This window comes from Armatimonadota bacterium (genome assembly GCA_017303935.1).
In the GTDB taxonomy this organism is placed as follows: domain Bacteria; phylum Armatimonadota; class Fimbriimonadia; order Fimbriimonadales; family Fimbriimonadaceae; genus JAFLBD01.
The window spans coordinates 1-21,636 of sequence record JAFLBD010000001.1 but is presented as its reverse complement, the minus strand read 5'-3'; the positions used below and the strand labels follow the sequence as shown (position 1 = coordinate 21,636).

At 52.8% G+C, this 21,636-nt stretch carries 19 protein-coding genes; 13 read left to right on the top strand and 6 right to left on the bottom strand.

Annotation, left to right across the window (positions count from 1 at the left end; genetic code table 11):
* The first annotated feature begins 32 nt into the window (after positions 1–32).
* From J0L72_00095 to prmC, 8 genes are all read left to right on the top strand, one after another.
* Positions 33–1,265 carry a bifunctional 3,4-dihydroxy-2-butanone-4-phosphate synthase/GTP cyclohydrolase II gene (locus J0L72_00095; protein MBN8689166.1) on the top strand — a complete coding sequence of 411 codons (1,233 nt, stop codon included), beginning with the start codon at positions 33–35 and terminating at the stop codon, positions 1,263–1,265.
* Between the two features lie 40 nt (positions 1,266–1,305).
* Positions 1,306–2,223, top strand: coding sequence for an endonuclease/exonuclease/phosphatase family protein (locus tag J0L72_00090; protein MBN8689165.1), 918 nt, complete (start codon positions 1,306–1,308; stop codon positions 2,221–2,223).
* Between the two features lie 17 nt (positions 2,224–2,240).
* On the top strand, positions 2,241–3,290 hold the full coding sequence (locus J0L72_00085) for a M42 family metallopeptidase (protein MBN8689164.1): 1,050 nt from the start codon (positions 2,241–2,243) through the stop codon (positions 3,288–3,290).
* A 113-nt stretch (positions 3,291–3,403) separates the two neighbouring features.
* Positions 3,404–3,673 carry a MerR family transcriptional regulator gene (locus J0L72_00080; protein MBN8689163.1) on the top strand — a complete coding sequence of 90 codons (270 nt, stop codon included), beginning with the start codon at positions 3,404–3,406 and terminating at the stop codon, positions 3,671–3,673.
* 19 nt (positions 3,674–3,692) lie between these two features.
* A complete protein-coding gene (locus J0L72_00075; protein MBN8689162.1) occupies positions 3,693–5,747 on the top strand; it encodes a tetratricopeptide repeat protein in 2,055 nt (684 codons plus the stop codon).
* 23 nt (positions 5,748–5,770) lie between these two features.
* Positions 5,771–6,292 (top strand): hypothetical protein, encoded by a 522-nt coding sequence (locus J0L72_00070; GenBank protein MBN8689161.1) that lies wholly within the window; start codon positions 5,771–5,773, stop codon positions 6,290–6,292.
* Positions 6,292–7,560 carry a GTPase HflX gene (gene hflX, locus J0L72_00065; protein MBN8689160.1) on the top strand — a complete coding sequence of 423 codons (1,269 nt, stop codon included), beginning with the start codon at positions 6,292–6,294 and terminating at the stop codon, positions 7,558–7,560. The genes J0L72_00070 and hflX overlap by 1 nt, the downstream gene beginning before the upstream one ends.
* A 35-nt stretch (positions 7,561–7,595) precedes the next feature.
* Positions 7,596–8,387 (top strand): peptide chain release factor N(5)-glutamine methyltransferase, encoded by a 792-nt coding sequence (gene prmC, locus J0L72_00060; GenBank protein MBN8689159.1) that lies wholly within the window; start codon positions 7,596–7,598, stop codon positions 8,385–8,387.
* Here the strand turns inward: prmC and J0L72_00055 are convergent.
* Entirely contained in the window at positions 8,346–9,440 is a 1,095-nt protein-coding gene (locus J0L72_00055) for an AI-2E family transporter (GenBank protein ID MBN8689158.1), read from the bottom strand. The genes prmC and J0L72_00055 overlap by 42 nt on opposite strands.
* A gap of 29 nt (positions 9,441–9,469) precedes the next feature.
* Entirely contained in the window at positions 9,470–10,861 is a 1,392-nt protein-coding gene (locus tag J0L72_00050; GenBank protein MBN8689157.1) for an HD domain-containing protein, read from the bottom strand.
* A gap of 18 nt (positions 10,862–10,879) precedes the next feature.
* Between J0L72_00050 and J0L72_00045 the strand changes: the two genes are divergently transcribed.
* The gene (locus J0L72_00045; protein MBN8689156.1) at positions 10,880–11,719 is read left to right on the top strand and encodes a polyphosphate kinase 2 family protein; all 840 of its coding nucleotides are present in this window, start codon (positions 10,880–10,882) and stop codon (positions 11,717–11,719) included.
* A 72-nt stretch (positions 11,720–11,791) separates the two neighbouring features.
* Positions 11,792–13,243: a vanadium-dependent haloperoxidase gene (locus J0L72_00040; GenBank protein MBN8689155.1), complete on the top strand. Its 1,452-nt coding sequence runs from the start codon at positions 11,792–11,794 to the stop codon at positions 13,241–13,243.
* Here the strand turns inward: J0L72_00040 and J0L72_00035 are convergent.
* Entirely contained in the window at positions 13,240–15,591 is a 2,352-nt protein-coding gene (locus tag J0L72_00035; protein MBN8689154.1) for a right-handed parallel beta-helix repeat-containing protein, read from the bottom strand. The genes J0L72_00040 and J0L72_00035 overlap by 4 nt on opposite strands.
* A gap of 241 nt (positions 15,592–15,832) precedes the next feature.
* Between J0L72_00035 and J0L72_00030 the strand changes: the two genes are divergently transcribed.
* Positions 15,833–17,959, top strand: coding sequence for a DNA gyrase subunit B (locus J0L72_00030; protein ID MBN8689153.1), 2,127 nt, complete (start codon positions 15,833–15,835; stop codon positions 17,957–17,959).
* A gap of 42 nt (positions 17,960–18,001) precedes the next feature.
* Here the strand turns inward: J0L72_00030 and J0L72_00025 are convergent, their stop codons facing one another.
* From J0L72_00025 to J0L72_00015, 3 genes are read right to left on the bottom strand one after another with little or no spacing between them, the layout of a single operon-like run.
* Entirely contained in the window at positions 18,002–18,634 is a 633-nt protein-coding gene (locus J0L72_00025; GenBank protein MBN8689152.1) for a DedA family protein, read from the bottom strand.
* A 33-nt stretch (positions 18,635–18,667) separates the two neighbouring features.
* Complete coding sequence (locus J0L72_00020; GenBank protein ID MBN8689151.1) at positions 18,668–19,129, bottom strand: GyrI-like domain-containing protein; 462 nt, start codon at positions 19,127–19,129, stop codon at positions 18,668–18,670.
* Entirely contained in the window at positions 19,122–19,982 is an 861-nt protein-coding gene (locus J0L72_00015; protein MBN8689150.1) for a deoxyribonuclease IV, read from the bottom strand. The genes J0L72_00020 and J0L72_00015 overlap by 8 nt, the downstream gene beginning before the upstream one ends.
* A gap of 40 nt (positions 19,983–20,022) precedes the next feature.
* Between J0L72_00015 and J0L72_00010 the strand changes: the two genes are divergently transcribed.
* The gene (locus J0L72_00010; GenBank protein ID MBN8689149.1) at positions 20,023–21,381 is read left to right on the top strand and encodes a phosphomannomutase; all 1,359 of its coding nucleotides are present in this window, start codon (positions 20,023–20,025) and stop codon (positions 21,379–21,381) included.
* A gap of 42 nt (positions 21,382–21,423) precedes the next feature.
* Positions 21,424–21,636: S-layer homology domain-containing protein (locus tag J0L72_00005; protein MBN8689148.1), on the top strand; the 213-nt coding region annotated here is incomplete at its 3' end.

The following is a 21,636-nucleotide window of genomic DNA, read 5'->3' as shown; positions in this document are numbered from 1 at the left end:
CACACGCCGTCCGCCGACTCGTAGAACATCTTATGACCACGGAATCGCCGATCGCAACGATTGAAGAAGCTCTCAGCGAGCTGAAGAAGGGACGAATGATCATCGTCGTGGATGATCCTGACCGCGAGAATGAGGGTGACCTCGTTTGCGCCGCAGAAGCTTGCACGCCCGAGATCATGAATTTCATGATCATGCACGGCCGTGGCGTTCCGTTTATTCCGACTACCGCGGAGAGACTCAAAGAGCTCGGCATCCCGATGATGACGAAGCAGAATACTGCTCGCCATGGCACAGCGATGGCCGAAACCGTGGATGCATTGCACGGCGCCACAACCGGTGTTAGCGCGCATGATCGAACGTTGGCGGTCAAGATTTTTGTCGATGACAAAGCAACGCCCGGCGACCTTGCTCGGCCAGGACACATTATTCCGCTAAGAGCAGAAGAAGGCGGCGTTCTACGAAGGGCTGGTCATACCGAAGCCATCGTCGACTTGGCAAAGTTGGCAGGCTTCAAGCCTGTCGGCCTAGGCTGTGAAATCCTCAATAACGACGGGACGATGATGCGGCTTGGTGGCGAGCTCGAAGCTTTTGCTAAACACCACGGCCTGATCATTGTCACCATCGCCGACCTGATCGCCTACCGCCGGCATCACGAGCGGTTGATCGTAAGGAAGGCTGGTCCGATCGACTTCCCCACCAAATACGGCAATTTCAAGCTCTACGCCTATGAGCCGACTGTCGATCGCGACCCTTACGTCGCCATCGTAAAGGGCGATGTGGCTGGTGACGAACCTGTGCTCGTCCGGATGCACAGCTCATGCCTGACTGGCGATCTTTTGGGATCGTTGCGCTGCGATTGCGGCGATCAGCTGGAAATCGCCCTTCGCAAAATCGAGCAAGAAGGCAAAGGCGTTGTGGTCTACATCCAGCAAGAAGGTCGCGGAATTGGGATCATCAACAAATTGCGCGCCTACGAACTTCAGGATCAGGGCATGGACACAGTGGACGCCAACCTTGCGCTCGGATTTGCTGCGGACAGCCGCGATTATTCGCTCGGCGCACAGCTTCTCGCCGACTTAGGAATTCGCCGCATTCGGTTGATGACCAACAACCCGGCTAAGCGTGCTGGACTCCAAGGCTATGGCCTCGAATTTGTCGAGTTTGTGCCTATCATCGCGGATTATGAAGAATCGCGCGAAGAGTATCTGAAAACCAAGGCGGAGAAGATGGGGCACATGCTTCCGGCAAGCGATGGAGAAAAGTAAGTCTCCAAAGTCCAAAACGAAACGCCCGTACTGGATTCTTTTGCCAGTACTTTCTGCCGTCTGGACGATCTGCGTCTACCGCTTTTGCGACCAGTATTGGTGGGCAACACTCCTCGGGACTCCACCGCTCACCTACATGGTCGGCACCACCCTGTTCTTGCTGATTCTGATGCTCATTCTGGGAAAGGGCAAAGAGGTGAAATGGCTTGCGGCTGTGCTGATGGCAATTGTCGGATTTTTGGCCTATCACCCAATCCCTGCAGGTCCCTCCCCGGGCCAGCATCTGATTTCTGTGATGAGTTGGAACGTGCGCAGTGGATATTCGCCTAGCGAAGCGCTTGCCAAACAGATCAAAAAGTACGATCCAGACGTAGTTTGCTTGCAGCAGTCCACACCGCAGATCACGCAGGAGCTTGCCGACATTTTGGGCGGCTACAACTACCGCGCGAGTGGACAGATCGGGATTCTCACCAAACTCAGTATCATCGAGGACCAAACTGTCGTGGTCGGCGAAGCCAAGGAACGGAGCTCAATTCTTGGATTGCGCCTTGCCCTCGAAGACAAAAAATTCTGGGTGGCTAGCGTCCACCTGGTTCATGGTTTCCGCCCCAATTGGCTTAAGCCGGTCGACGATCTCCAAAATCGACTGGATCTGGGATCACAAGTCCGTACAATGCAGCTCGATGCGGTCTTGAACACATTCGCCACGAAGGAAGAGCCGGTACTTCTGGCCGGCGATTTTAATATGCAGCCGACGGGATTCTTGTACAGGAAGATCACTCGCAAGTTTGTGGACACGGCGCCAGCCTTTCCTCCAGTTGCGACATATCCGAACTTTGCTCCGGCCTGGAATATCGACCAAATCTTCGTGAAGGACCTCCATTCCACCCATAAAAAGTCGATTTCGACCACTCTCAGCGAACACCTTCCAGTGATGGTTGAAGTTTCATTGCCGTAATCGCGCTAAAATGCACCATGGCCCGGCTCGATATTGACCGCGATTATCTCGTCAAGACTCTCCTTGACCTTTTGCAAACCCCCAGTCCTACCGGAAGCACCGATTGGGCCATCAGCATGGTGGAGCAAGAGTTGGAAATGTTCGGGCTGCATTGCGCGCGGACCAATAAAGGCTCGTTAACTGCCTTGATTCCTGGGATTCGGGATGATCGACCGCGAGCGTTGACGGCTCACGTCGATACACTCGGCGCGATGGTGGCACAAATCAAGCCGAGCGGCCGCCTCCGCGTTACTGCCATCGGCGGAGTCATGTGGCCCGCCGTCGAAAGCGAAGGAGTGACCGTTCAAACAAAGAGCGGTAGAAACATTCGTGGGTCAGTTGTTTTGACGAATGGCGCCGCTCACGTCAACAAAGATGCCTCCACGACAGCCCGAAACGCAGATACGCTGGAAATCCGGCTTGACGAACGCACGAACAACGCCGAAGAGACGCGGCTTTTAGGGATCGAGGTTGGAGACTTTGTAGTGTTCGACCCAAGAACTGAGCACAACGAATCTTCAGGATTTATTCGCAGCCGATTCCTCGATGACAAAGCGTGTGTGGCCTGCTTACTCGCGGCTCTCAAGGCTCTCAGTGAGGCTGGAGTGACGCCTTTCCAGCGAACGACCGTTGCGTTTAGCAATTTTGAAGAAGTTGGGCACGGTGGAAACGATGGCTTGCCGGAAGATCTTGCCGAATACGTTGTTCTGGACATGGCAGTCGTCGGTGATGGCCAGCAAGGGAGCGAATACCGGTGCTCGATTTGCGTGAAAGATTCGAGCGGCCCTTACAGCAGGCGTCTCACCGAAAAGCTCCGAGGAATCGCCGAGCGAAATGCGATCGACCTGGTGCCGGATGTTTACCCACATTACGGTTCGGACGGTTCGATGTATTGGCGCTCAGGTGGCACCGCAGAAGTTGCCTTGATCGGGCCTGGCGTCGACAACAGCCATGCTTACGAGCGCACCCATGTTGAGGCGTTGGTACAAACTGCCACGCTGATCGCTGAGTATTTAATCGAAGAATGAGCGGTTTTTGGAGTAAAGCACTCCAGTTCTAGACAAGCAATACCGACAAAATTACTGGCAGGTCTGCAATCAGTACAAAACTGATCAAGGCCACCAGGAGTTTTTGACTAGGCATGTCGACGAAGAAAATGCGCCGAAACGATCAAGCTGTGGGGATCAGTGTAGCCAGCTCTATCACAGGAGTTGAAGTTCACACCCTACGCTATTGGGAAAAGGAGTTTGAAGAATTCCTCCAGCCCTTGCGCACCGAAGGTGGTCAGCGTCGATTTCGGCCTCAAGACATCCAAACAATTTTCCTACTGAAGCGACTTCTGCGCGAGGAAATGTTTAGCATCGCCGGTGCTCGAAAATCTCTACGCGAGCACTTTAAGCGAGCCGCCTAACGGTATGAACGATTGCCAATTGGCAGTAGAATCGGCGCTCAAGCTGATCGGTCAAGAAAAGTTGGCCGATGCCGAGCAAGTGCTCGAACAAGCGCTCTCCGAGCTAGGAGACCATCCTGAACTGCATGAGCAGTTAGTTCGAATCGAACTCCTCTCCCAGCGAGAATTGCAAGCCGTCTCCCGGCTTGAAAAGTGTGTCGATACCACGAGCTTTGCCAAATCGGGACAAGCACTTTGTGATCATTTTTTCTTGCGGGCAAAACTGGCCAGCAAACTCGGCGTTGTTCACGACGCCCAAGGCGAAGCGGCTACCTCGCAACTCGCCAAACTAGGATTTGACACCCCCACTTCCGGAATTGGGATCGGAATCACCGCATGCCTCATCGTCAAGAATGAGGAGAAATTCATTCGAAATTGTCTGGTAAGCATCCAGTCGATCGTCGATGAAATCGTGGTCGTCGACACCGGAAGCACGGATCGCACTGTTGAAATCGCTAAAGAGTTTGGCGCGGTCATCGGTGAATTCGAATGGATCAACGATTTCGCGGCGGCCCGAAACAAATCGCTAGAGATGGCGACCCAATCGTGGCTGCTGTGGATTGACGCGGATGAGGTTCTCGATGCCGCTGGTCATCACATGATCCGCGAGGCAGTGATTCGGCCTCAGTTCGGCGGATACCAAATTCAGATTGTCAACTATCTTGCCGACACTGGCGCAAAGGAACTGTTTGTTCACATGCCTGTACGGCTCTTTCGAAATCTGCCCGAGATCCGGTTCGAAGGCAAGATTCACGAGCAGATTGCCAGCAAGTTTCCAGAACTCGGACTCTCATCGGCGCACTTGCCAGGAGTTTTGCTCCATCACCACGGCTACCGACCAGAATTGATGAAAGAGCGCGACAAGATCAATCGCACGATGAACATGATCTTGGCGGAGCTTGAGCAGAATCCAGACGACGTTTTCCAGCTTTTTAATTTGGCGATGACCTATTCGGTCGCGCTCGAAAGCCAAAAGTGCGTTGATGTCTGCGCAAAGGCGGCAGGACTGCTCGAACCAGGCTGTTCCATCGGTTACAACATTTATCAGCTGTGGATGAGCCACCTTTCGAGGTTAGGCCGATTTACGGAAGTCCAATCGATTTTGAAGAAATGTGTCGATCAAGGATTCGACTGCATTTTGGCGAGATATGAGTCCGCATATGCTGCGGTGAACGCTGGCGATCTAGAACTCGCGAAGGAGCAGATCGAAATAGCTTTGGATCAAGATTGGCCACCACGATTGGCCGGGGATTACGGCGTCCATAGCTACAAGAAGCATCTTCTGCATTCGCGGATTATGTTGCAACTGGGCGAGCCTGAAGTTGCACTCAACTCCGCTGAAAACGCGCTGAAGAACGACGCAAATCTTGACGAAGCACTCGGCATCAAGGCTGCTGCTTTAGGCAAACTGGGCCGGTCGGACGAGTCGCTCGAGATTCTAGAAGTACTGATCGAAAAGCCAGCGCAAAAAGCAGATGCTTTGCTGGCGGCGTGCACTGTCTCCCGAGAGGCTGGTCAGCTTGACCGATCATTACAATACGCAAAGGCTCGATGGGATAGCGGAATTTGCGACGAAGCAGGATTCTTGCAGTGGGTCACCACCGCCGAGGCACTTTGCAACAGCAACGAAATCGTCGAAGCGTACCAAGCGTACTCGAGCAAGTTTGAGGCGAATTCAGCCCAAATGGTGAATTGGGGCCGCGCCTTTGCCGAAACCAATCAGCCCGATCAGGCGATCGTTTGCTTCACCGAGGCGTTCAAACTTGACCCAACCAACGCAAACGCGCTGTTCAATACCGGTGATATTCAGTATCAATCTGGGCACTTTCTTGACGCGGCGCACTGCTACGAGCAAGCACTAAGGGTTGAACCTCTGAATGCTCAAGGTTGGTTTGTGCTTGGAAACTCGCTCTTCCAGGTGGGTGCGGTGGACGGTGCGAAAACAGCCTATCAGCAATGTTTGCAAATCGATCCGAACCACGCTCAAGCCGCACATAATTTGGCATTGTTGGACGAAGTTCAACGCAGCGCATAAAGTTCTTCGGTAAAATCGGCGTCATGAAGCTGACTTCTTTGATCGCCGTTGCTGCATTTGCCACTGGTGCTTTTGCACAAGAACAACCTCGGCTGGGCCTCCAATTGGGCCTCGGCGTGTTCTATCCCAATAGTGCTTATGTCCGCTCGACGTTCGGTGATAGCTGGACACGGATCAGCATCGCTCCTGGCACAATGGGGGCATACAAGGGCTCTGGTTTAGACTGGGATATCAACGCGATTTCGGTCGGACGCAACGGAAACAGACTTTTCATCATTTCACCAAGTGTTGGCTTCTACAAGACCTTTGGCAATTCCCCTTCAAATGTGCCTTATTTCGCCGCTCGACTCGGTGGCGCATATGTGGATTACCGCGTGGGTCTTGGCGACGACAAGTACTTCACGACTTCAGCTAATGCTGAAATCGGAACGACCATTAACAACCGCATCAATCTAAACGTTCGATACGACTTCTTCCCGAAGCGAAACGGACTGGATTTCAGCGGGTTGAGCCTTAATGCCCGTTTCGTTCTCGTTAATTTTTAATGTCTCAAACTGTTCCTAACCCGTGGGAGATACGGGAATCTGCCTTCCTCGTCTACGTCAATTCGATCGCAGACGAGGATCTTTATGTTGAAGAAGAGCTCGAAGGGCTCTGTGAAGCGGCGCACATCACTCCAATCGGGTCGATGCGCCAGCGGATCGACAAACCGTGGAAAGCTGCCTACATCGGGAGCGGCAAGCTCGAAGAGCTGAAAGCATATGTCCTCGATGCAAACGCTGACGTCGTGATCTTCGATTGCGAACTCACCGGTATTCAAAATCGCAATATCTCGGATGCATTACAGCGTAAGGTCGTCGACCGGACGCAGCTGATCCTGGATATCTTTGCAAGACGCGCCCGAACTCGCGAAGGCCATCTACAGGTCGAACTGGCTCAGCTCAGCTACCTCCTGCCTCGCTTGATGTCTGTCTACACCAAGTTCGAGCGACAGCGCGGCGGTATTGGAATGCGCGGTCCAGGTGAAACCAAACTGGAGTCCGACCGCCGTATGGTCAATGACCGCATCGCAAAGCTGAAGGATGAAATCGAGGATGTCAAAAAGCACCGTGCGCAGCAACGCGCCGCTCGCAAGAAGCACCCTTACCCATCAGCCAGCATTGCCGGATACACCAGCGCTGGGAAATCGACGCTGATGAACCTGCTCAGCGGAACTGACGTTCTGGCAGACGCGATGCCATTCGCGACGTTGGACCCGACCACTAGAAAGTTAGAATTACACGGGGGATACTGCCTGTACCTCACCGATACGGTCGGATTTATCCGCAATTTGCCGACGAATTTGGTGGCGGCGTTTCGCGCGACGCTGGAAGAAGTTGCTCAGTCCGACTTCATATTGCACGTGATTGACGTGAGCCACCCGCAATGGGAGACGCAAGAAGAAGCGGTGTTGCATACGCTGGGCGTGCTCGATGCTGCGGATAAGCCGATGTTGACGGTGTACAACAAAATCGATCGGGTCGAGGATAAAGCGATGCTGAGGGAATTGGTCGCGCGCACCCCGAATTCGGTCGCAATTTCGGCGATCACCCATGAAGGGATGGAAGACCTCCACCGACACCTCCGTCAGATGGTCGAGAAGTTCCTGGGGCGCGTGAAAGCCGTTCTTCCCTATGACAAGGCGAGCCTTGTCGAAGAGTGCTACCGTTTTGGACGCGTGTTAAACGTCGACTACCAAGATGATGGAATCCATATCGAAGCAGAGCTGGTGGAAGAAATGCGCCAAATTCTCGCGAAATACGTGGTGCCGTGAACTTAGGAGAGTGGTTACGGTCAGCGAGTCAGAAATTGGATTCATGTGGAATCGAATCCCCAGCCCTTGAGGCATCGCTTTTGGCGGCTTACGCGCTGAATGTCGAGCGCACCTGGGTTCTTTCTCATCCTGAGGCAACAATTGATAATGGGAATCTCAACCTGCTCTTGAGCCGAAGATGTATGCGAGAACCACTGGCATACATCCTTGGCCAAAAGGAGTTCTATGGCAGGACATTCGCGGTTCGACCAGGAGTTTTGATTCCTCGTCCAGATTCAGAAACGCTGATCACCGCTGCCTTGGAACTCATCGCTACTGGTGCCAAAGTTTGGGACCTTTGTTGCGGATCCGGGTGCTTGGGGATCACGATTAAGTTAGAGCGTCCTACCACCCATGTGTCCCTTTCGGACTTGTCACCCATTGCCATTGAAGTATCGCAGTCGAACGCGAAGAACTTGGGAGCGGAGGTCGAGGTTGAACTGGCGGATGGCCTGGTGGCTTTAGGAAACCAGCGGTTCGACCTGATAGTATCGAATCCACCTTATGTAGAGATTGGCGCCGAGTTACAACCCGAGGTCGGCGAGTTTGAGCCGCCAGAAGCGCTCTTTGCAGGTGAAGATGGGCTTGACTTCTATAAGAAAATTGCCGCTGAATTCGAAGGTCGTCTGGCACCTGACGGATGGCTGTTGCTCGAACTTGGCGCAGGTCAATCCGACGCTGTGAGCAGTTTGTTCAGCGGTTTCACCCAACACGAATGGCGCGATCTCAGCGGGCAGATTCGAGTCTTAGGCGTGCGGAACAGGCACGTCAGCAGCTTGTTGGCGTAAACCCCGAAGGTATTGCGCCAACTCCAAGGCTACCGTGAGCAGCACTGGCCCGGCGAACAATCCGATCGGTCCCATCACCAGAACTCCGCCGAGAAGCGAATAGAAAATTGGCAAATAGCTGAGGCCCACCCGCTCGCCGATGTATTTTGGCCGAAGGAAATTGTCGATGTTGGAGACGATTCCGAATCCGATGATGAGCAACGTTGTGCCTTGCCAGATCTTGCCCTGGGAGAATAAGATCAACGCCCAAGGAACGTAAATCACTGGTGCGCCCAACAGTGGAACCGCACACAAAATCATCGTGGCAGCGCCCCACATTAGCCACGGTTCGACGCCTACAACGACATAGAGCCCAGTGGCAACAATGCCCTGCACAAACGCGACCAAAATCACTCCCATAAACACCGCATGGAGCGTCTTGATCACGCGGTCAAGGATGTGGTTGGTCACTTCTTTCGGCAAAGGCATGAGCTCAGCAAACGGGCCCCGCAACTTGTGACCATCCTTAAGCATGAAGAACATCGTGAGGAAGGCGATGACCACCAGAACTGTGTTCACAACCAAATTGGTCGCAGTACGAGTGACTGGGCCGCTGATCTTCTCAGTGATGTTCCGCCGATTTTGATCGTCCTGGACGTACTTCGTAGCACTAAATCCCGGACTGATACTCTGAACCATGGGTGCGATGTTCTTATCGAATTCCTTTGCCACGAGATCAATTGAGAGGGACTGACGTGACCCATCAGGGTTCTTTTCGAAGTTGTCAATCACACCTTTGAACTGGACAAAAACGAGCAGTCCAACCAAAGCCACTGGCACGCCGACTAACAAGAACGTCGAAAGCATGGTCAGAAGCGCGCTGGGGGTTTCGGCGAATTTTCCTCGCAACTTGGAATAGAGGGGATAAGTCAGCACGCTCATCACCGTCGCCCATGCCAAGCTTGTCGCAAACGGGGCCAACACCACCACAATCGAACCCACAACGATCGCAAGTACGAGATACCAAACGAGTTTGCCGTATTGCGCCAGATTCGGAGTTTGCGACGTTTGCATGCTTATCGAAGTTTACTGATTCTGGTGACTCAACGATTCAAGAACTTGCGCGCGGCGAGGATCGCCCCCGGCTTATCGTCAGAATTGAGTTCGCCGTCGATCACCAATTGCTCAAGATGCGCCTTGATCGCCTTGATCCGCTCACCGGGTTGGAGATCAAATTCAGAGATGATTTCAAATCCCGACAAAGGACTTTTGAGGGTCTCGACAGGAGTTTCCTTCTTAACAGAATTTAGCTTTGCGCGCAACCTGGCAATATCTTGCTTAGGCATGTCCGGGTGGTGTGCCTTGGAGTCAGCATCGAGAAGTTCTAGGAATGGTTCGAGCACGCCGTCCATATCGCGGAGGATTCGCCTCAATCCTGGCTTTTTAAGATCCTCTATTCTCGATACGCGCATGTGATTTCGGACGAGCCGCTTCACAGTCTGAATCTGGTCGTTCGAATACCGAAGTCTCCTAAGGATGGTGCCCGCCATTTCGGCCCCAACGGACTCGTGGCCAAAGAATCGAATTCGCCCATCGGGCTCGATGGTCTTTGTTTTTGGCTTTGCGATATCGTGCAGCAGGCACGCCCATGCCAATTCCAAATCGCCGAGTGGAGCGTAATCCAAAACCTCGAGAGTGTGCCCCCAAACATCTTTGTGATGAAAGTGTCCTTGCTCAACGCCGACTAAGTCGCGAAATTCCGGGATGAGGACGTCGAGGAGCCCAAGATCCATCAGGTCCTGCATCGCCACAGACCGGTTTGGGCCGAGCAGAATCATATCTAGCTCCAATTGAATCCGTTCCGGACTCACTATCTCCATTCGGCCGGAATGGTCTTTGATTGCCTGGATAACCTGGCGATCAAGTTCAAATCCCAACTTGTGCTTGAACCGCACCGCGCGTAACATGCGCAAAGGGTCATCGCTAATCGTCACACCAGGATCAAGCGGCGTACGCAGAATCTTGGAATCCAGATCGCTCAAGCTCGTCTCCAGGACGTCGACAACTTCCGAGGACCAAAGGTCGGCCATCAGCGCGTTGACAGTGAAATCTCGCCTCAGTGCGTCATCACGCAGAGTTCCCTGCCGAACATCCGGCTTGCGCGAGTCGGGATGATAACTCTCTTTGCGGGCGTTCACAAACTCGCACTGGACATCTCGAATCGTGAGCATCGCCGTGCCAAATCGCTCAAAAATGGCTGGTGTCTTTGTGAGTTTGAGGCTTCGATAAAGAAATTCAACAAGTTCGCCCACATCACCTTCGTGAACAAAATCCAAATCGGAACTTGGAGGCCTGCCCATAACGGCATCCCGCACTGCGCCACCTACCAAGAAAACCTTTCGTTCAAACGAAGTATCAGTGAGCGAGTCCCGGATTGCAGTAAGCGCCGGAACACTGTCAATCAGGTTGGTGATTGCCCTCGAATCGGCGCGCATTGGCGTATGATAACAGCCATGAGTCTTCTTGCGCATCGCTTCGACGGGAGTAAACCGTTTCGAATTGACAAAATCGAACCCAATGATTCGCGAGGATTAGAAAAGGAAGACGCCGAATCGAAGCTAGAACCGATTTGCGAAGAACTTTCCGAGCTTGCGGATTTGCTCTTTTACGCTGGGAAGCATCCTTTGCTCATCGTGTTGCAAGGCATGGATACGAGCGGAAAAGACGGCACGATTCGGTTTCTGCTTCAGCACATGAACGCTCAAAGCATCGACATTGTCAGCTTCAAGGTGCCTACCCCGGACGAACTTGCCCACGACTTCCTTTGGAGGTGCCACCAAAACACGCCAGGCAGAGGAGAGATCACGATCTTCAATCGATCGCACTATGAAGACGTTCTGGTGGTTCGGGTTCACGACCTCGTTCCAGAAGCCAAATGGCGGTCACGGTATGGGAAGATTGTCAACTTCGAGGACCAACTCTCTGATAACGAGACCATCATCGTCAAGATTTTTCTTCACATCAGCAAGGATGAGCAAGAACAGCGGCTGATCGAACGTGAACAAGAAACAGAAAAGTCTTGGAAACTGAGTGTGGGAGATTGGAAGGAGCGGCAGAATTGGGACGCCTATCAATCCGCCTATGAGGATGCGATCAACGAAACCGCGACGAAGGACTCGGCCTGGCATGTGATCCCTGCCGATAAGAAGTGGTTTAGAAATTTGGCCGTCGCCGAGGCAATTGTTGAGGCGCTCCGTCCTTACAAGAGCGGCTGGATGGATTCGCTCAAAGCAGTCGGCGAAAAAGCTAAAGTTGAGCTTGACGCCTACCGAGCCACCTTGCCAAACAAATAAATTTTGGATTTTGCGAAAATCTTGTTACACTGGTGCAGTCGTCTGCAATTCAATTGATTGAGGAAGTCCCATATGAGCAATAGTAATTTCTCCAAATACTCACGGCGCGACGCGCTCCGAATGATGGCTGCGCCGTTCGCGCTGACGATGATCGGTTGCGGAGGCAGTTCGTTGAGCAGCAACCCGGTAACGCGAAGCGTTTCCTACCGTTGGACTTCCACCTTGCTCGATGCGATTTCGAACGGCACACTGGGCCCGCCAATGACTGCCCGCGCGATTGGAATGGTCGCCACGGCAGCGTATGACGCTTGGAGCGCCTATGATGCCGTCGCTGTGGGTACAAGGCTGGGTGGCACCCTGCGACGTCCGCTCGCGGAGCACACGAGAGTCAATAAGGAACAAGCGATTAGTTTTGCGGTGTACCGCGTTCTGGTTGACCTGTATCCCGCCCAGGTTGCCCGGTTCAATACGATGATGGCGGACCTTGGCTATAACCCAGCGAATACCACCACCAACATTGCCACGCCAGAAGGAATCGGTAATGTCGTTGCCGCGGAGCTTTTGGCGTTCCGGCACATCGACGGTTCAAATCAGCTGGCAGGCTATGCAGACACAACTGGGTACGTTCCAGTCAATACTCCTGACACGGTTGTCGACCCGAGCAAATGGCAGCAGCTTCGATTTGCGAATGGCAACTCACCCGCTTACATTGCACCGCACTGGGGCAATGTGGTGCCGTTTGCTCTCACTTCTCCTTCGGCCCTGCGGCCGCCACCACCGCCAACCTTTGGTTCTCCGACTCACCGAGATCAGGCACAAGCTGTCGTTGATCTGACCGCTGGCCTAGACGACACCAAGAAGGTGATCGCCGAATATTGGGCAGATGGACCGCGCTCGGTGCTTCCTCCAGGGCACTGGCAGGTATTCGGCCAATATGTTTCGGCTCGGGACGCACACACGCTCGACGAAGACGTAAAGATGTTCTTCATGCTCGGTAACGCCGTGTTTGACGCTGGCGTTGCCTGCTGGGATTGCAAGCGCTTCTTCAATTCCTCGCGCCCGATTACAGTTATCCGAGACTACTATGCTGGTCAAACGATCCGCAGCTATGTGAATCCAACGGTAGGTTTTGCCGATGTTGATGGCTCACAGTGGCTGCCGTACCAGTCGCCGAACTTCATCACACCGCCATTCCCTGAATACACCAGCGGACATAGTACTTTCAGTGCTGCCGCAGCGGAGATTCTCAAGCGGTTCACGGGAAGTGACTTCTTTGGCCACTCGGTCACAGTGGCGGCGCACTCGTTGGCTTTTGAACCGACGTTGCCAGCGTCGCCAGTGACGCTCTCTTGGGGCACGTTCTCGGATGCCGCGGACCAAGCCGGAAGCAGCCGGTTGTACGGTGGAATCCACTTCCGAGCCGGAGACCTCGAAGGCCGAAATTGCGGTCGCCAGGTCGGCGAACAGGTCTACAACACCTGCATGGCGTATATCAACGGAACTGCAACGGCATCCAGGGTCTAACCCTTTCTGATGTTGAATTTGAGCTGGGCGAACCCGTCCAGCTCAAAGTGCTCAATGCGGAGCCGGTGGGTTCCGGTCAGCTTGACCGAACGTGTATAAGTGGTTGGGCCACTGTACTTCCACTCGTCTACGATCAGGTTGTCATCGAGATAGAGCCTCACGCCGTCATCGGCCGAAACTTCCAGCACATAGTTCCCTGGCGTCACATCAATTTTGGTGGTTGCAATCGTTGCGAAGTGATTTTCACCAATTCCCTTGGCCGGTGAATTCCACCAATCATAACTCAGTCGATCGGTTTTCTCTGACGCGATCGGCCACTTAGAGACGACTTTCTGAAACGCTTCATACTGCGTTCTTGGATCCTGTGTCTTGGCATCGTAGTTGAACCAGCTGACATCCCAATTTGTTCGAACATTGAAGAACGACCAGCCGAAAGGAATGAGCACTCCTGCAGGAAGCTCATTTCCCTTGATATCCGTGCACTTTGATCCTCGGTAGTTGAGCGAAATGCTGACATCCGCAAGTTTGCCGCTCGTCGGAATGGTTGCCTCAACGAATCCCGGGACAGTCCCCGACGATGCGCTGAGAGTCGCGCCTTTCAGATTAGCCACCGACCACCTCCCTCGTGGTCCAAGGACTTCAAAGCGGATAACGCGGTTCGAAGCATTCGATCGCTCAGATCGTCGGCACAGGAAAGGTCGCCGAAAATCGTACGGCCCCCATTCATCCATCAAGATGTAGCGTCTTCCGCGCACCGTGCCCGGCTTGAGGAATGGATTTTGACCGCCTGTGTATGGTTTGACCCAGTACTTCTTGTTGTGCGACTGGATTGTTTCATCCATGGGATTCCAGCGAGAGAATCGCCCCAAGTATTCGCGCGTAGAGCCTTCAGTCGCCACGACCGAATTCCCTGTCGATTCCATCGTTTGAGGCTTTGGTCGACTCATGACGTCTTCGATCACTCGGTTGACGCCTTGCCCAATCTGCGAAACCGCTAGATCCTTTAACCTCGCCACCGACGGATCTCTATTAGCGCGAATATCGTTGTTTGCAAAAATCAGCTTTTCCGTCAGCGGCAGATCGTTGGCCAGCCGCAGATTCGCGCGAAACGTATTGTTTTGGATTTTGATCCCATGTACTCCACGCAGATCGAACACCATCTTCGCGGTGTTCTCGAAAACGTTGTTACGGATGTCATAGTCACGCGATTGGGTGTCCCGGGCTTTGGCATAACCCCAATCTTTGGGCTGGTCCGCCCGTTCCCAAATTTCCATTGCCTTGGCATTCCCGCTAAATCGATTGCTGACGACCGAAATGTTCTGGCCGTGCTCGATCGAAATTGCGGAGCCGTTGCCAGAAAGGGTGTTCCCAACGATTAGGGACTCGTAGCTGTAGCCTCCCCAGATTCCATGCCAGCACTCCTGAATCAAGTTGTTGACGAACCGGTTTCGACTGAAGGTCGCCTCGATTCCGTTGGTCGGCGAGTGGCTGAAGTCGTTGCCGTACAAAAGATTATCGTTGCACCCACCTTGCCCCGAGTCCATGGTGCTTTGCCCTGCCCATAGAAAGAACCCGTCACCACCATGAGTCACGCTGTTGTAGGCGAATACGTTCTTGTTGGATTGCTCATAGACCAAAATCCCGGCAGAATCTTGACCTCGATTGTAAACGCCGTGGCTGTAGCCTCGCACGCACCAGTCGACTTGGTTGTGCATCACTACGTTCCCGCTGGATCGGTAAAGTCCGATTCCGACTCCACTTAAAAAGCTGAAACGGCTGTTGATGATCGTGCCAGAGTTGCACCGATTCAGGAGTACACCGTTGAGTGCGCGCTCGATTCGAACGTTGCGCAGCTTAAATCCATCACAACCGTCGAGATAGATTCCGGCACCCTTTTGCGCCCATTCCCCTTTCTCGTTTTGGTGATAACTCATCCAATCCGATAGGTCTTCGCGTTCGGGCGTGCTCAGCAATCTTGGACGATACTGATCGCTCAGGTCGCACTCCAACAGCATCAGGTTCTTTGCGTTCTTGGCGAGAACGCCAACCTTATATCCGCGCATTCGAAGGTTCTTGATCGTGACGTTGTTCCCTTCGACAACGAGCCCAATTCCTTTTCGCTGGTCAGGATCTGATGTCTTTGGTGAACCTTCGAGATTCGCCTGCTTAAAGTCGACAACTAGATTGTCACCTTTGATGAGGATCGCTGGGGAATCGCCATCGGTGAACCGGTTGTACGAGCCGCCGATGACCGAACAACTTTTTGTGATGGTGGTTGTGCCCGGGCTGAGCACTAGTGTGGGATTCGCGCCCGCAAGCCCCGCTACGATCAGAGAAATCCAAGCCATCGTTCCTAGGGACTATACCGGGCAGGCGGTTCAAATGTGGTTGCGCGCATCAGGTTGGAATCGGCCAACGTCTTGAACTTAAGCGACCAAGAATTGAAGTCGGCGCTGGGGTATCCTAGAGGGATTCTAATCGCAGAATTGTACGCCTTACTTTGAGGCCAAAATGGCCATTCTGCGGCCTCCGATCCGTGGAGAATCCACCTTAGTGGAATCGCCGTGCGCCGGACCAAGAAAGATTAACATGAAAGACGATAAGAAAGACGGGCAAGAAAACCAAAAGGCTGATGTGAATGAGGGCATCACAGAAGCAGATGCGAGCCTATTGGAAGGCGTCTCTTCTGATGTTGAGAATTCAATCGCCAGCAAAGTCGAAGGCGATTACAACGCTGACTCGATTCAAGTCCTAGAAGGTCTTGAGGCAGTCCGTAAGCGACCCGGCATGTACGTGGGTGACAACGGCAAGCGGGGCCTGCACCAGATGTTCCGCGAAGTCCTCGACAACGCTGTGGACGAAGCCCTTGCAGGCTACTGCACGGTCATCGACGTCAAGCTACACGCGGACAATTCGCTATCCGTCGCTGATAATGGCCGCGGCATCCCGGTCGAAACCCATAAGAAGATGGGCGTTTCGACGCTTCAAGTTGTCATGACTGTTTTGCACGCCGGTGGAAAATTCGGCGGCGAAGGCACAGGCTATAAAGTTTCTGGCGGTCTTCACGGCGTCGGTGTCTCCTGTACAAACGCTCTGTCTGAATGGCTGACCGCGACCGTCCGGCGAGACGGAAAAGAGTATCAACAACGGTACGAAAAGGGTGTTCCGTGCGATGAAGTGAAGGTCGTCGGCAAGTCAACAGAAACGGGTACCACGGTCCGCTGGTTGGCAGACGCTACTGTGCTTACCGACACGACATACGATCTCCACATGATCAAGAGCCGTTTGCGAGAACTCGCCTACTTGAACCCGACCGTCAAGTTCACCTTCGAATACGAGCAAGACGAAAACCAAAGCGACGTCTATCACTACGAGCGCGGCATTGTCCAGCTTGTCGAGGACCTCAACTCCTCCAAGGAAGAAATCCATCGCCGAGTGGCCCACTTCAAGCGCGTCAAAGAAACCTACGAACTGGAAGTTGCTCTTCAATATCACAGCGGCTATAACCAGACCGTCCTCGCGTTCTCGAACAATATCCACCAGCCAGATGGCGGAACCCACGTCAGTGGATTCTCGATGGCGCTCACTCGCGTGATCAATCAGTACGCGCGGAAAATGGGCTTCCTCAAAGAGAAGGATAAGAACTTCACGAGCGACGACGTTGCCGACGGGCTTACCGCGGTGATCGCTTTGAAACTCGGCAATCCAAGCTATAACTCTCAAGACAAAGTCAAGCTGGTGACGCCAGAGGTCCAAGGTCTCACAAACTCCCTGGTCGGCGACGGACTGCTGACCTTCCTTGAAGAAAACCCTCAAGACGCCCGCCGCATTGTTGACAAAGCTTTGGTCGCTCAGCGAGCACGTGAAGCAGCCCGAAAGGCTGCCGAAACCGTCAAGCGCCAGAGCAGTATGGAAAGCTTTGGTCTCCCAGGCAAACTCTCGGACTGCATGAGCAAAGACGCCGATAAGTGCGAGCTCTTCCTCGTGGAAGGTGACTCTGCGGGAGGTTCGGCAAAGGGTGCCCGAGACCGAATGACTCAGGCGATTTTGCCACTTCGAGGAAAGATCCTCAACGTTGAGCGTGCCCGAATCGACAAGGCGCTTGACAATGAAGAAATCAAGTCGATGATCGCCGCGCTTGGTACTGGAATCGATATCTCGATCGGGCGAAAGCCGATGGAAGAAGACGAGGAAGGCGGCTCAAGCGGCAACGGTAACGGCAATGGCAAGGATTCCGGCTTTGACCTATCAAAGCTCCGCTACGGCAAGGTGATCATCATGACCGACGCGGACGTTGATGGTGAACACATCCGAACGCTGCTGCTGACGTTCTTCTACAGGTATATGCGACCACTGATCGAAGGAGGACACATCTATCTGGCTCAACCGCCACTATTTGTGGTTAAGATCGGCAACAACGAGCGGCACTATTGCAACAATCAGGCCGAGATTGATGAAATCGTCAAAACCAAGGGGCGGCGCAAGAATCCTCAAGTCACACGCTTTAAAGGTCTTGGTGAAATGAACGCCGATGAACTTGAAGAAACGACGATGAACCCCGCAAATCGAAGGTTGGTACAGGTTCACTGGGATCCGAACTTCGAGCTGGAAATTGAAGAAATGTTCAGTACTCTAATGGGCGACAAGGTCGAACCACGGCGAGAGTTCATCGAGCGCCACGCCAAAAGGGCGATGGATGTCGACTGGCACTATTAAGAAAAAATCGTTCGATAATGCGCTGAAAAATGCCTGCTTGAATTAAGCAGGCATTTTTTCATTATTTTTCTCTTTGATCCGACTGTAGAGCCATTTTCCGATAAGAAACACCAAGCCAGCAACGACTATGTAGTCCACGTATTTCCAGTTCTTTTCGACGACGGACCAATTTTCGCCCATTTTAAATCCAATATAAGCCCAGCCAAAACACCAGGGAGTTGCGCCCAAAAATGCAAACAAAACAAATCGGCCGAAATTCATGCGATAAATGCCGGCAGGGAGGGAAATGAAGGTTCTGACCAGCGGAATGAATCTCCCCCAAAGAGTGACCCAGTCACCGTATTTTTCGAACCATTTTTCGCCGTGTTCGACCTCTTTTCGGCGAATTAATAGGAATTTTCCGTATTTTATGACGCCCTCCGGACCAAGCTTCATCCCGAGAAAATAGTTTAGAATGCTCCCCAAAACAGTGCCTATCGTGCCAGCCGCACCGACGGCCAGAAAGGACATTTTCCCTTCGGCGGCAAGAATTCCGCCGAAAGGCATAATGACTTCACTCGGGATCGGAATATTTGCCGAATCTAGGAACATCAGGAACGCGATGGCCACTGGCCCCATCTGCGTGATGAGCCCTTCAGCCCAAAGCTTGATCGGCAAAATAATGGTGTCTAACAAGGCTCTATTGTGCCTCGCAGCGGACCCGGTTTGCTATTCAACTTTTGTGTACATGTCCGTGAGCAATTCTGACTCAGGAACCTGACTACAATCGTTGCGATAGATTTCAAAGCATGGCATTGACCCAAGCTTCACTCCAGAACCGATAACACTAGTCACGAACTCGCCCCATGAGCTGTGGAGCCCTTCGTAGGGACCTTTGTGCGTTCCCACAACATATTCTCCACCAGGAATCTCAACTAGTTCGAGATCCAAGTCTGCTGAGATCTCTGTCCCGGGGGCAAAGCAGACACAAGCGTGGGAGCGCAGTTCACTTTGAGCCACCGTAGACTGATCGTCGTGAAAAACGCCGAGGACTTCAGTGATGGGCAATCCGGCTGATTGAACGATGCCCATTAGCGGTCCAAACTTGGACCCGATCATCGGATATGGCCCTATGTGTAGCAAGCCATAGGCTTTCCGGGTTGGTTCATTTGAGTGTCTGAAATCAGCCATTTGAATTCGACTTTACCATCTCAAAAAGCGATTTAACATTTCGTTCATGGTTCTCTTCTGCGTCGGGAGTTTCGACGATCATTGGAATGTGAGCGAGCCTTGTATCGGCCATCAAGTTCATAAATGCTGATCTTCCGATTTCGCCCTCCCCAATGTGATCGTGGCGGTCAACCCGGCTACCCAGCGGCTTCTTGCTATCGTTCACGTGGATGCATTTCAGGTTTGAGATGCCAATCAGCTGGTCGAACATGTTAAACGTTTGCGTGAATTCTTCCGGCGCCGAAATCGGATATCCCGCTGCAAAGATGTGGCAGGTATCAAGGCAAACTCCGAGCCGTGGATGCCCCTTACAAAGCTCAAAAAACTCTGAAATCTCTTCAAATTTTGAGTTCAAACAGCTTCCTTGACCAGCCGTTGTCTCCGCCAAAACCATAACGTCATCGGGAGAATTTTCGAACACCCAGAGCAAGCTTTCAGCCGATTCTTTTAACCCAGTTTCGACTCCGCGGCCCGTATGCGCGCCGATATGGCTCACGCACCAGCGAATCCCATATTGATGACATCGCTCTATTTCTGCCTTCAGGCCTTCTCTGCTCTGCTGCTTCTTTTCCGGCAATTCTGCGCACAAATTCACGAGATAGCTGTCGTGGCTGACGACGCAGTCGATTCCTGTGGCTTCTTTGGCGGCTTTGAAGTCGGCGACCATTTCATCGGTGATTGGTTTCGCGCGCCATTGTTGCGGGCTCGATGTGAACACCTGAACCGCCGTACAACCAATCTTCTTGCCGTTTCGAACCGCTTCACCGAGCCCTCCCTTTGTGGGCATATGTGCGCCGATCAGCCGTTGAGTCATGGGGCGAATCTACCACCTTCTGGGGTAAACCTTCAGGCATATGGGCCAGCTTGTTCCTTGCTTCAAAGCCTACGATGTACGCGGCAAAGTCCCTTCCGAACTTAACCCTTCTGTGGCCTATGCAATCGGTCGGGCGTATGGCCGAATCATTGGTGCCAAAACGGTCTGCATTGGATACGATATTCGGCTCAGTGGCCCAGAACTCGGCGAAGCGTTAGCTGCGGGTCTCAATGCTGAAGGTTGCGACGTGGTTGATCTCGGGTGTGTCGGCACCGAGATGGTGTACTTCGCCACCGCTTTATACAACTACGACGGCGGCGTAATGATTACGGCTAGCCACAATCCGCCTGAATACAACGGCATGAAGATGGTCCGATCCGAAAGTCGTCCGATCAGTGGCGACACCGGATTGCTGGACATCGAAGCCGAAACTCGAAAAATCCTTGATTCCGAGCCTATTCCCGACTCGTTCCAGGCGAAGCAGACTCCAAAGGATGTCTATGCGGACTACATCGAACACCTCTGCAAGATCGTTCCCATTGATGAGCTGAAGCCACTCAAAGTGCTTGCAAACGCAGGAAATGGAGCCGCAGGACTCGCCATGGAAAAGTTGGCCGCGAAGTTACCGCTAAAGGTCACACCAGTTTTGTTTGAACCCGATGGTCACTTCCCGAATGGAGTTCCTAATCCGATTTTGGAAGAATCGCGTGTTTCAACCCTGCAAAAGATGACCAGCGATGGCCCATTTGATTTCGCGGTGGCTTGGGATGGCGATTACGATCGTTGCTTCTTCTTTGACGAGAAGCAGCGGTTTATTGAAGGTTATTACATCGTTGGTTTGCTCACGCAGGCGATCTTTTCCGTTAATCCAAATCAAACGATTATTTATGACCCAAGACTCACTTGGAACACGCTTGAAATTGCCGAAAAACTAGGAGGGCGAGCGGTCGTTTGTAAGAGTGGCCACGCATTCATCAAAGAAAAAATGCGCGCCGAAGACGCGATCTATGGCGGTGAGATGAGCGCGCACCACTATTTCAAGCAGCATTGGTACTGCGACAGCGGCATGATTCCATTGCTGATGATCGCCCACCTCGTCAGCACTTCTGGAAAATCTCTGGGACAACTTGTCGACCAGATGATGCAGGACTTCCCATGCAGCGGAGAAATAAACTCCACTGTATCCAATGTGGCCGATGTCCTGGCAAAGGTCGAAGCAGCTTATCCTGGAGGATTAGTCAGTAAGCTGGATGGTCTGAGCATCGATTTTGACAATTGGAGATTTAACCTTCGCGGATCCAACACAGAGCCTGTGATCAGACTTAATGTGGAAACTCGCGGAGATCATGCGCTTATGGAGCAAAAAACTCAAGAATTGCTCGACATTATTCGCGGATAACTCATCCACGCAAAATTAAGGGTAAAAACGTGCTTGGTTGGGATGGACCTCAACTGGGGCCATGTTTGCGCATGGGCGAGAGAAATCATGATGAAAAGCACTTTTAGAATTGCTCTAGCTGTTGCCATGACGACACTGTTTGTCGTACCTGCAATGGCACAAGATAACTTCCCGGACGTACCGGAAAATCACTGGGCATTTGAAGCCATTGAGAACCTGAAGCGAGAAGGAATTCTCGTGGGTTACCCAGATGGC

Coding starts and splice junctions, on each gene's coding strand:
- J0L72_00080 (MBN8689163.1), top strand. CDS start 3,404: ATGTCGACGAAGAAAATGCGCCGAAACGATCAAGCTGTGGGGATCAGT.
- J0L72_00015 (MBN8689150.1), bottom strand. CDS start 19,982: ATGACTCAACGGCTGATCGGCGCACATATGCCCACAAAGGGAGGGCTC.
- J0L72_00020 (MBN8689151.1), bottom strand. CDS start 19,129: ATGGCTGATTTCAGACACTCAAATGAACCAACCCGGAAAGCCTATGGC.
- J0L72_00095 (MBN8689166.1), top strand. CDS start 33: ATGACCACGGAATCGCCGATCGCAACGATTGAAGAAGCTCTCAGCGAG.
- J0L72_00085 (MBN8689164.1), top strand. CDS start 2,241: ATGGCCCGGCTCGATATTGACCGCGATTATCTCGTCAAGACTCTCCTT.
- J0L72_00045 (MBN8689156.1), top strand. CDS start 10,880: ATGAGTCTTCTTGCGCATCGCTTCGACGGGAGTAAACCGTTTCGAATT.
- J0L72_00040 (MBN8689155.1), top strand. CDS start 11,792: ATGAGCAATAGTAATTTCTCCAAATACTCACGGCGCGACGCGCTCCGA.
- J0L72_00030 (MBN8689153.1), top strand. CDS start 15,833: ATGAAAGACGATAAGAAAGACGGGCAAGAAAACCAAAAGGCTGATGTG.
- J0L72_00055 (MBN8689158.1), bottom strand. CDS start 9,440: ATGCAAACGTCGCAAACTCCGAATCTGGCGCAATACGGCAAACTCGTT.
- J0L72_00050 (MBN8689157.1), bottom strand. CDS start 10,861: ATGCGCGCCGATTCGAGGGCAATCACCAACCTGATTGACAGTGTTCCG.
- hflX (MBN8689160.1), top strand. CDS start 6,292: ATGTCTCAAACTGTTCCTAACCCGTGGGAGATACGGGAATCTGCCTTC.
- J0L72_00070 (MBN8689161.1), top strand. CDS start 5,771: ATGAAGCTGACTTCTTTGATCGCCGTTGCTGCATTTGCCACTGGTGCT.
- J0L72_00010 (MBN8689149.1), top strand. CDS start 20,023: ATGGGCCAGCTTGTTCCTTGCTTCAAAGCCTACGATGTACGCGGCAAA.
- J0L72_00035 (MBN8689154.1), bottom strand. CDS start 15,591: ATGGCTTGGATTTCTCTGATCGTAGCGGGGCTTGCGGGCGCGAATCCC.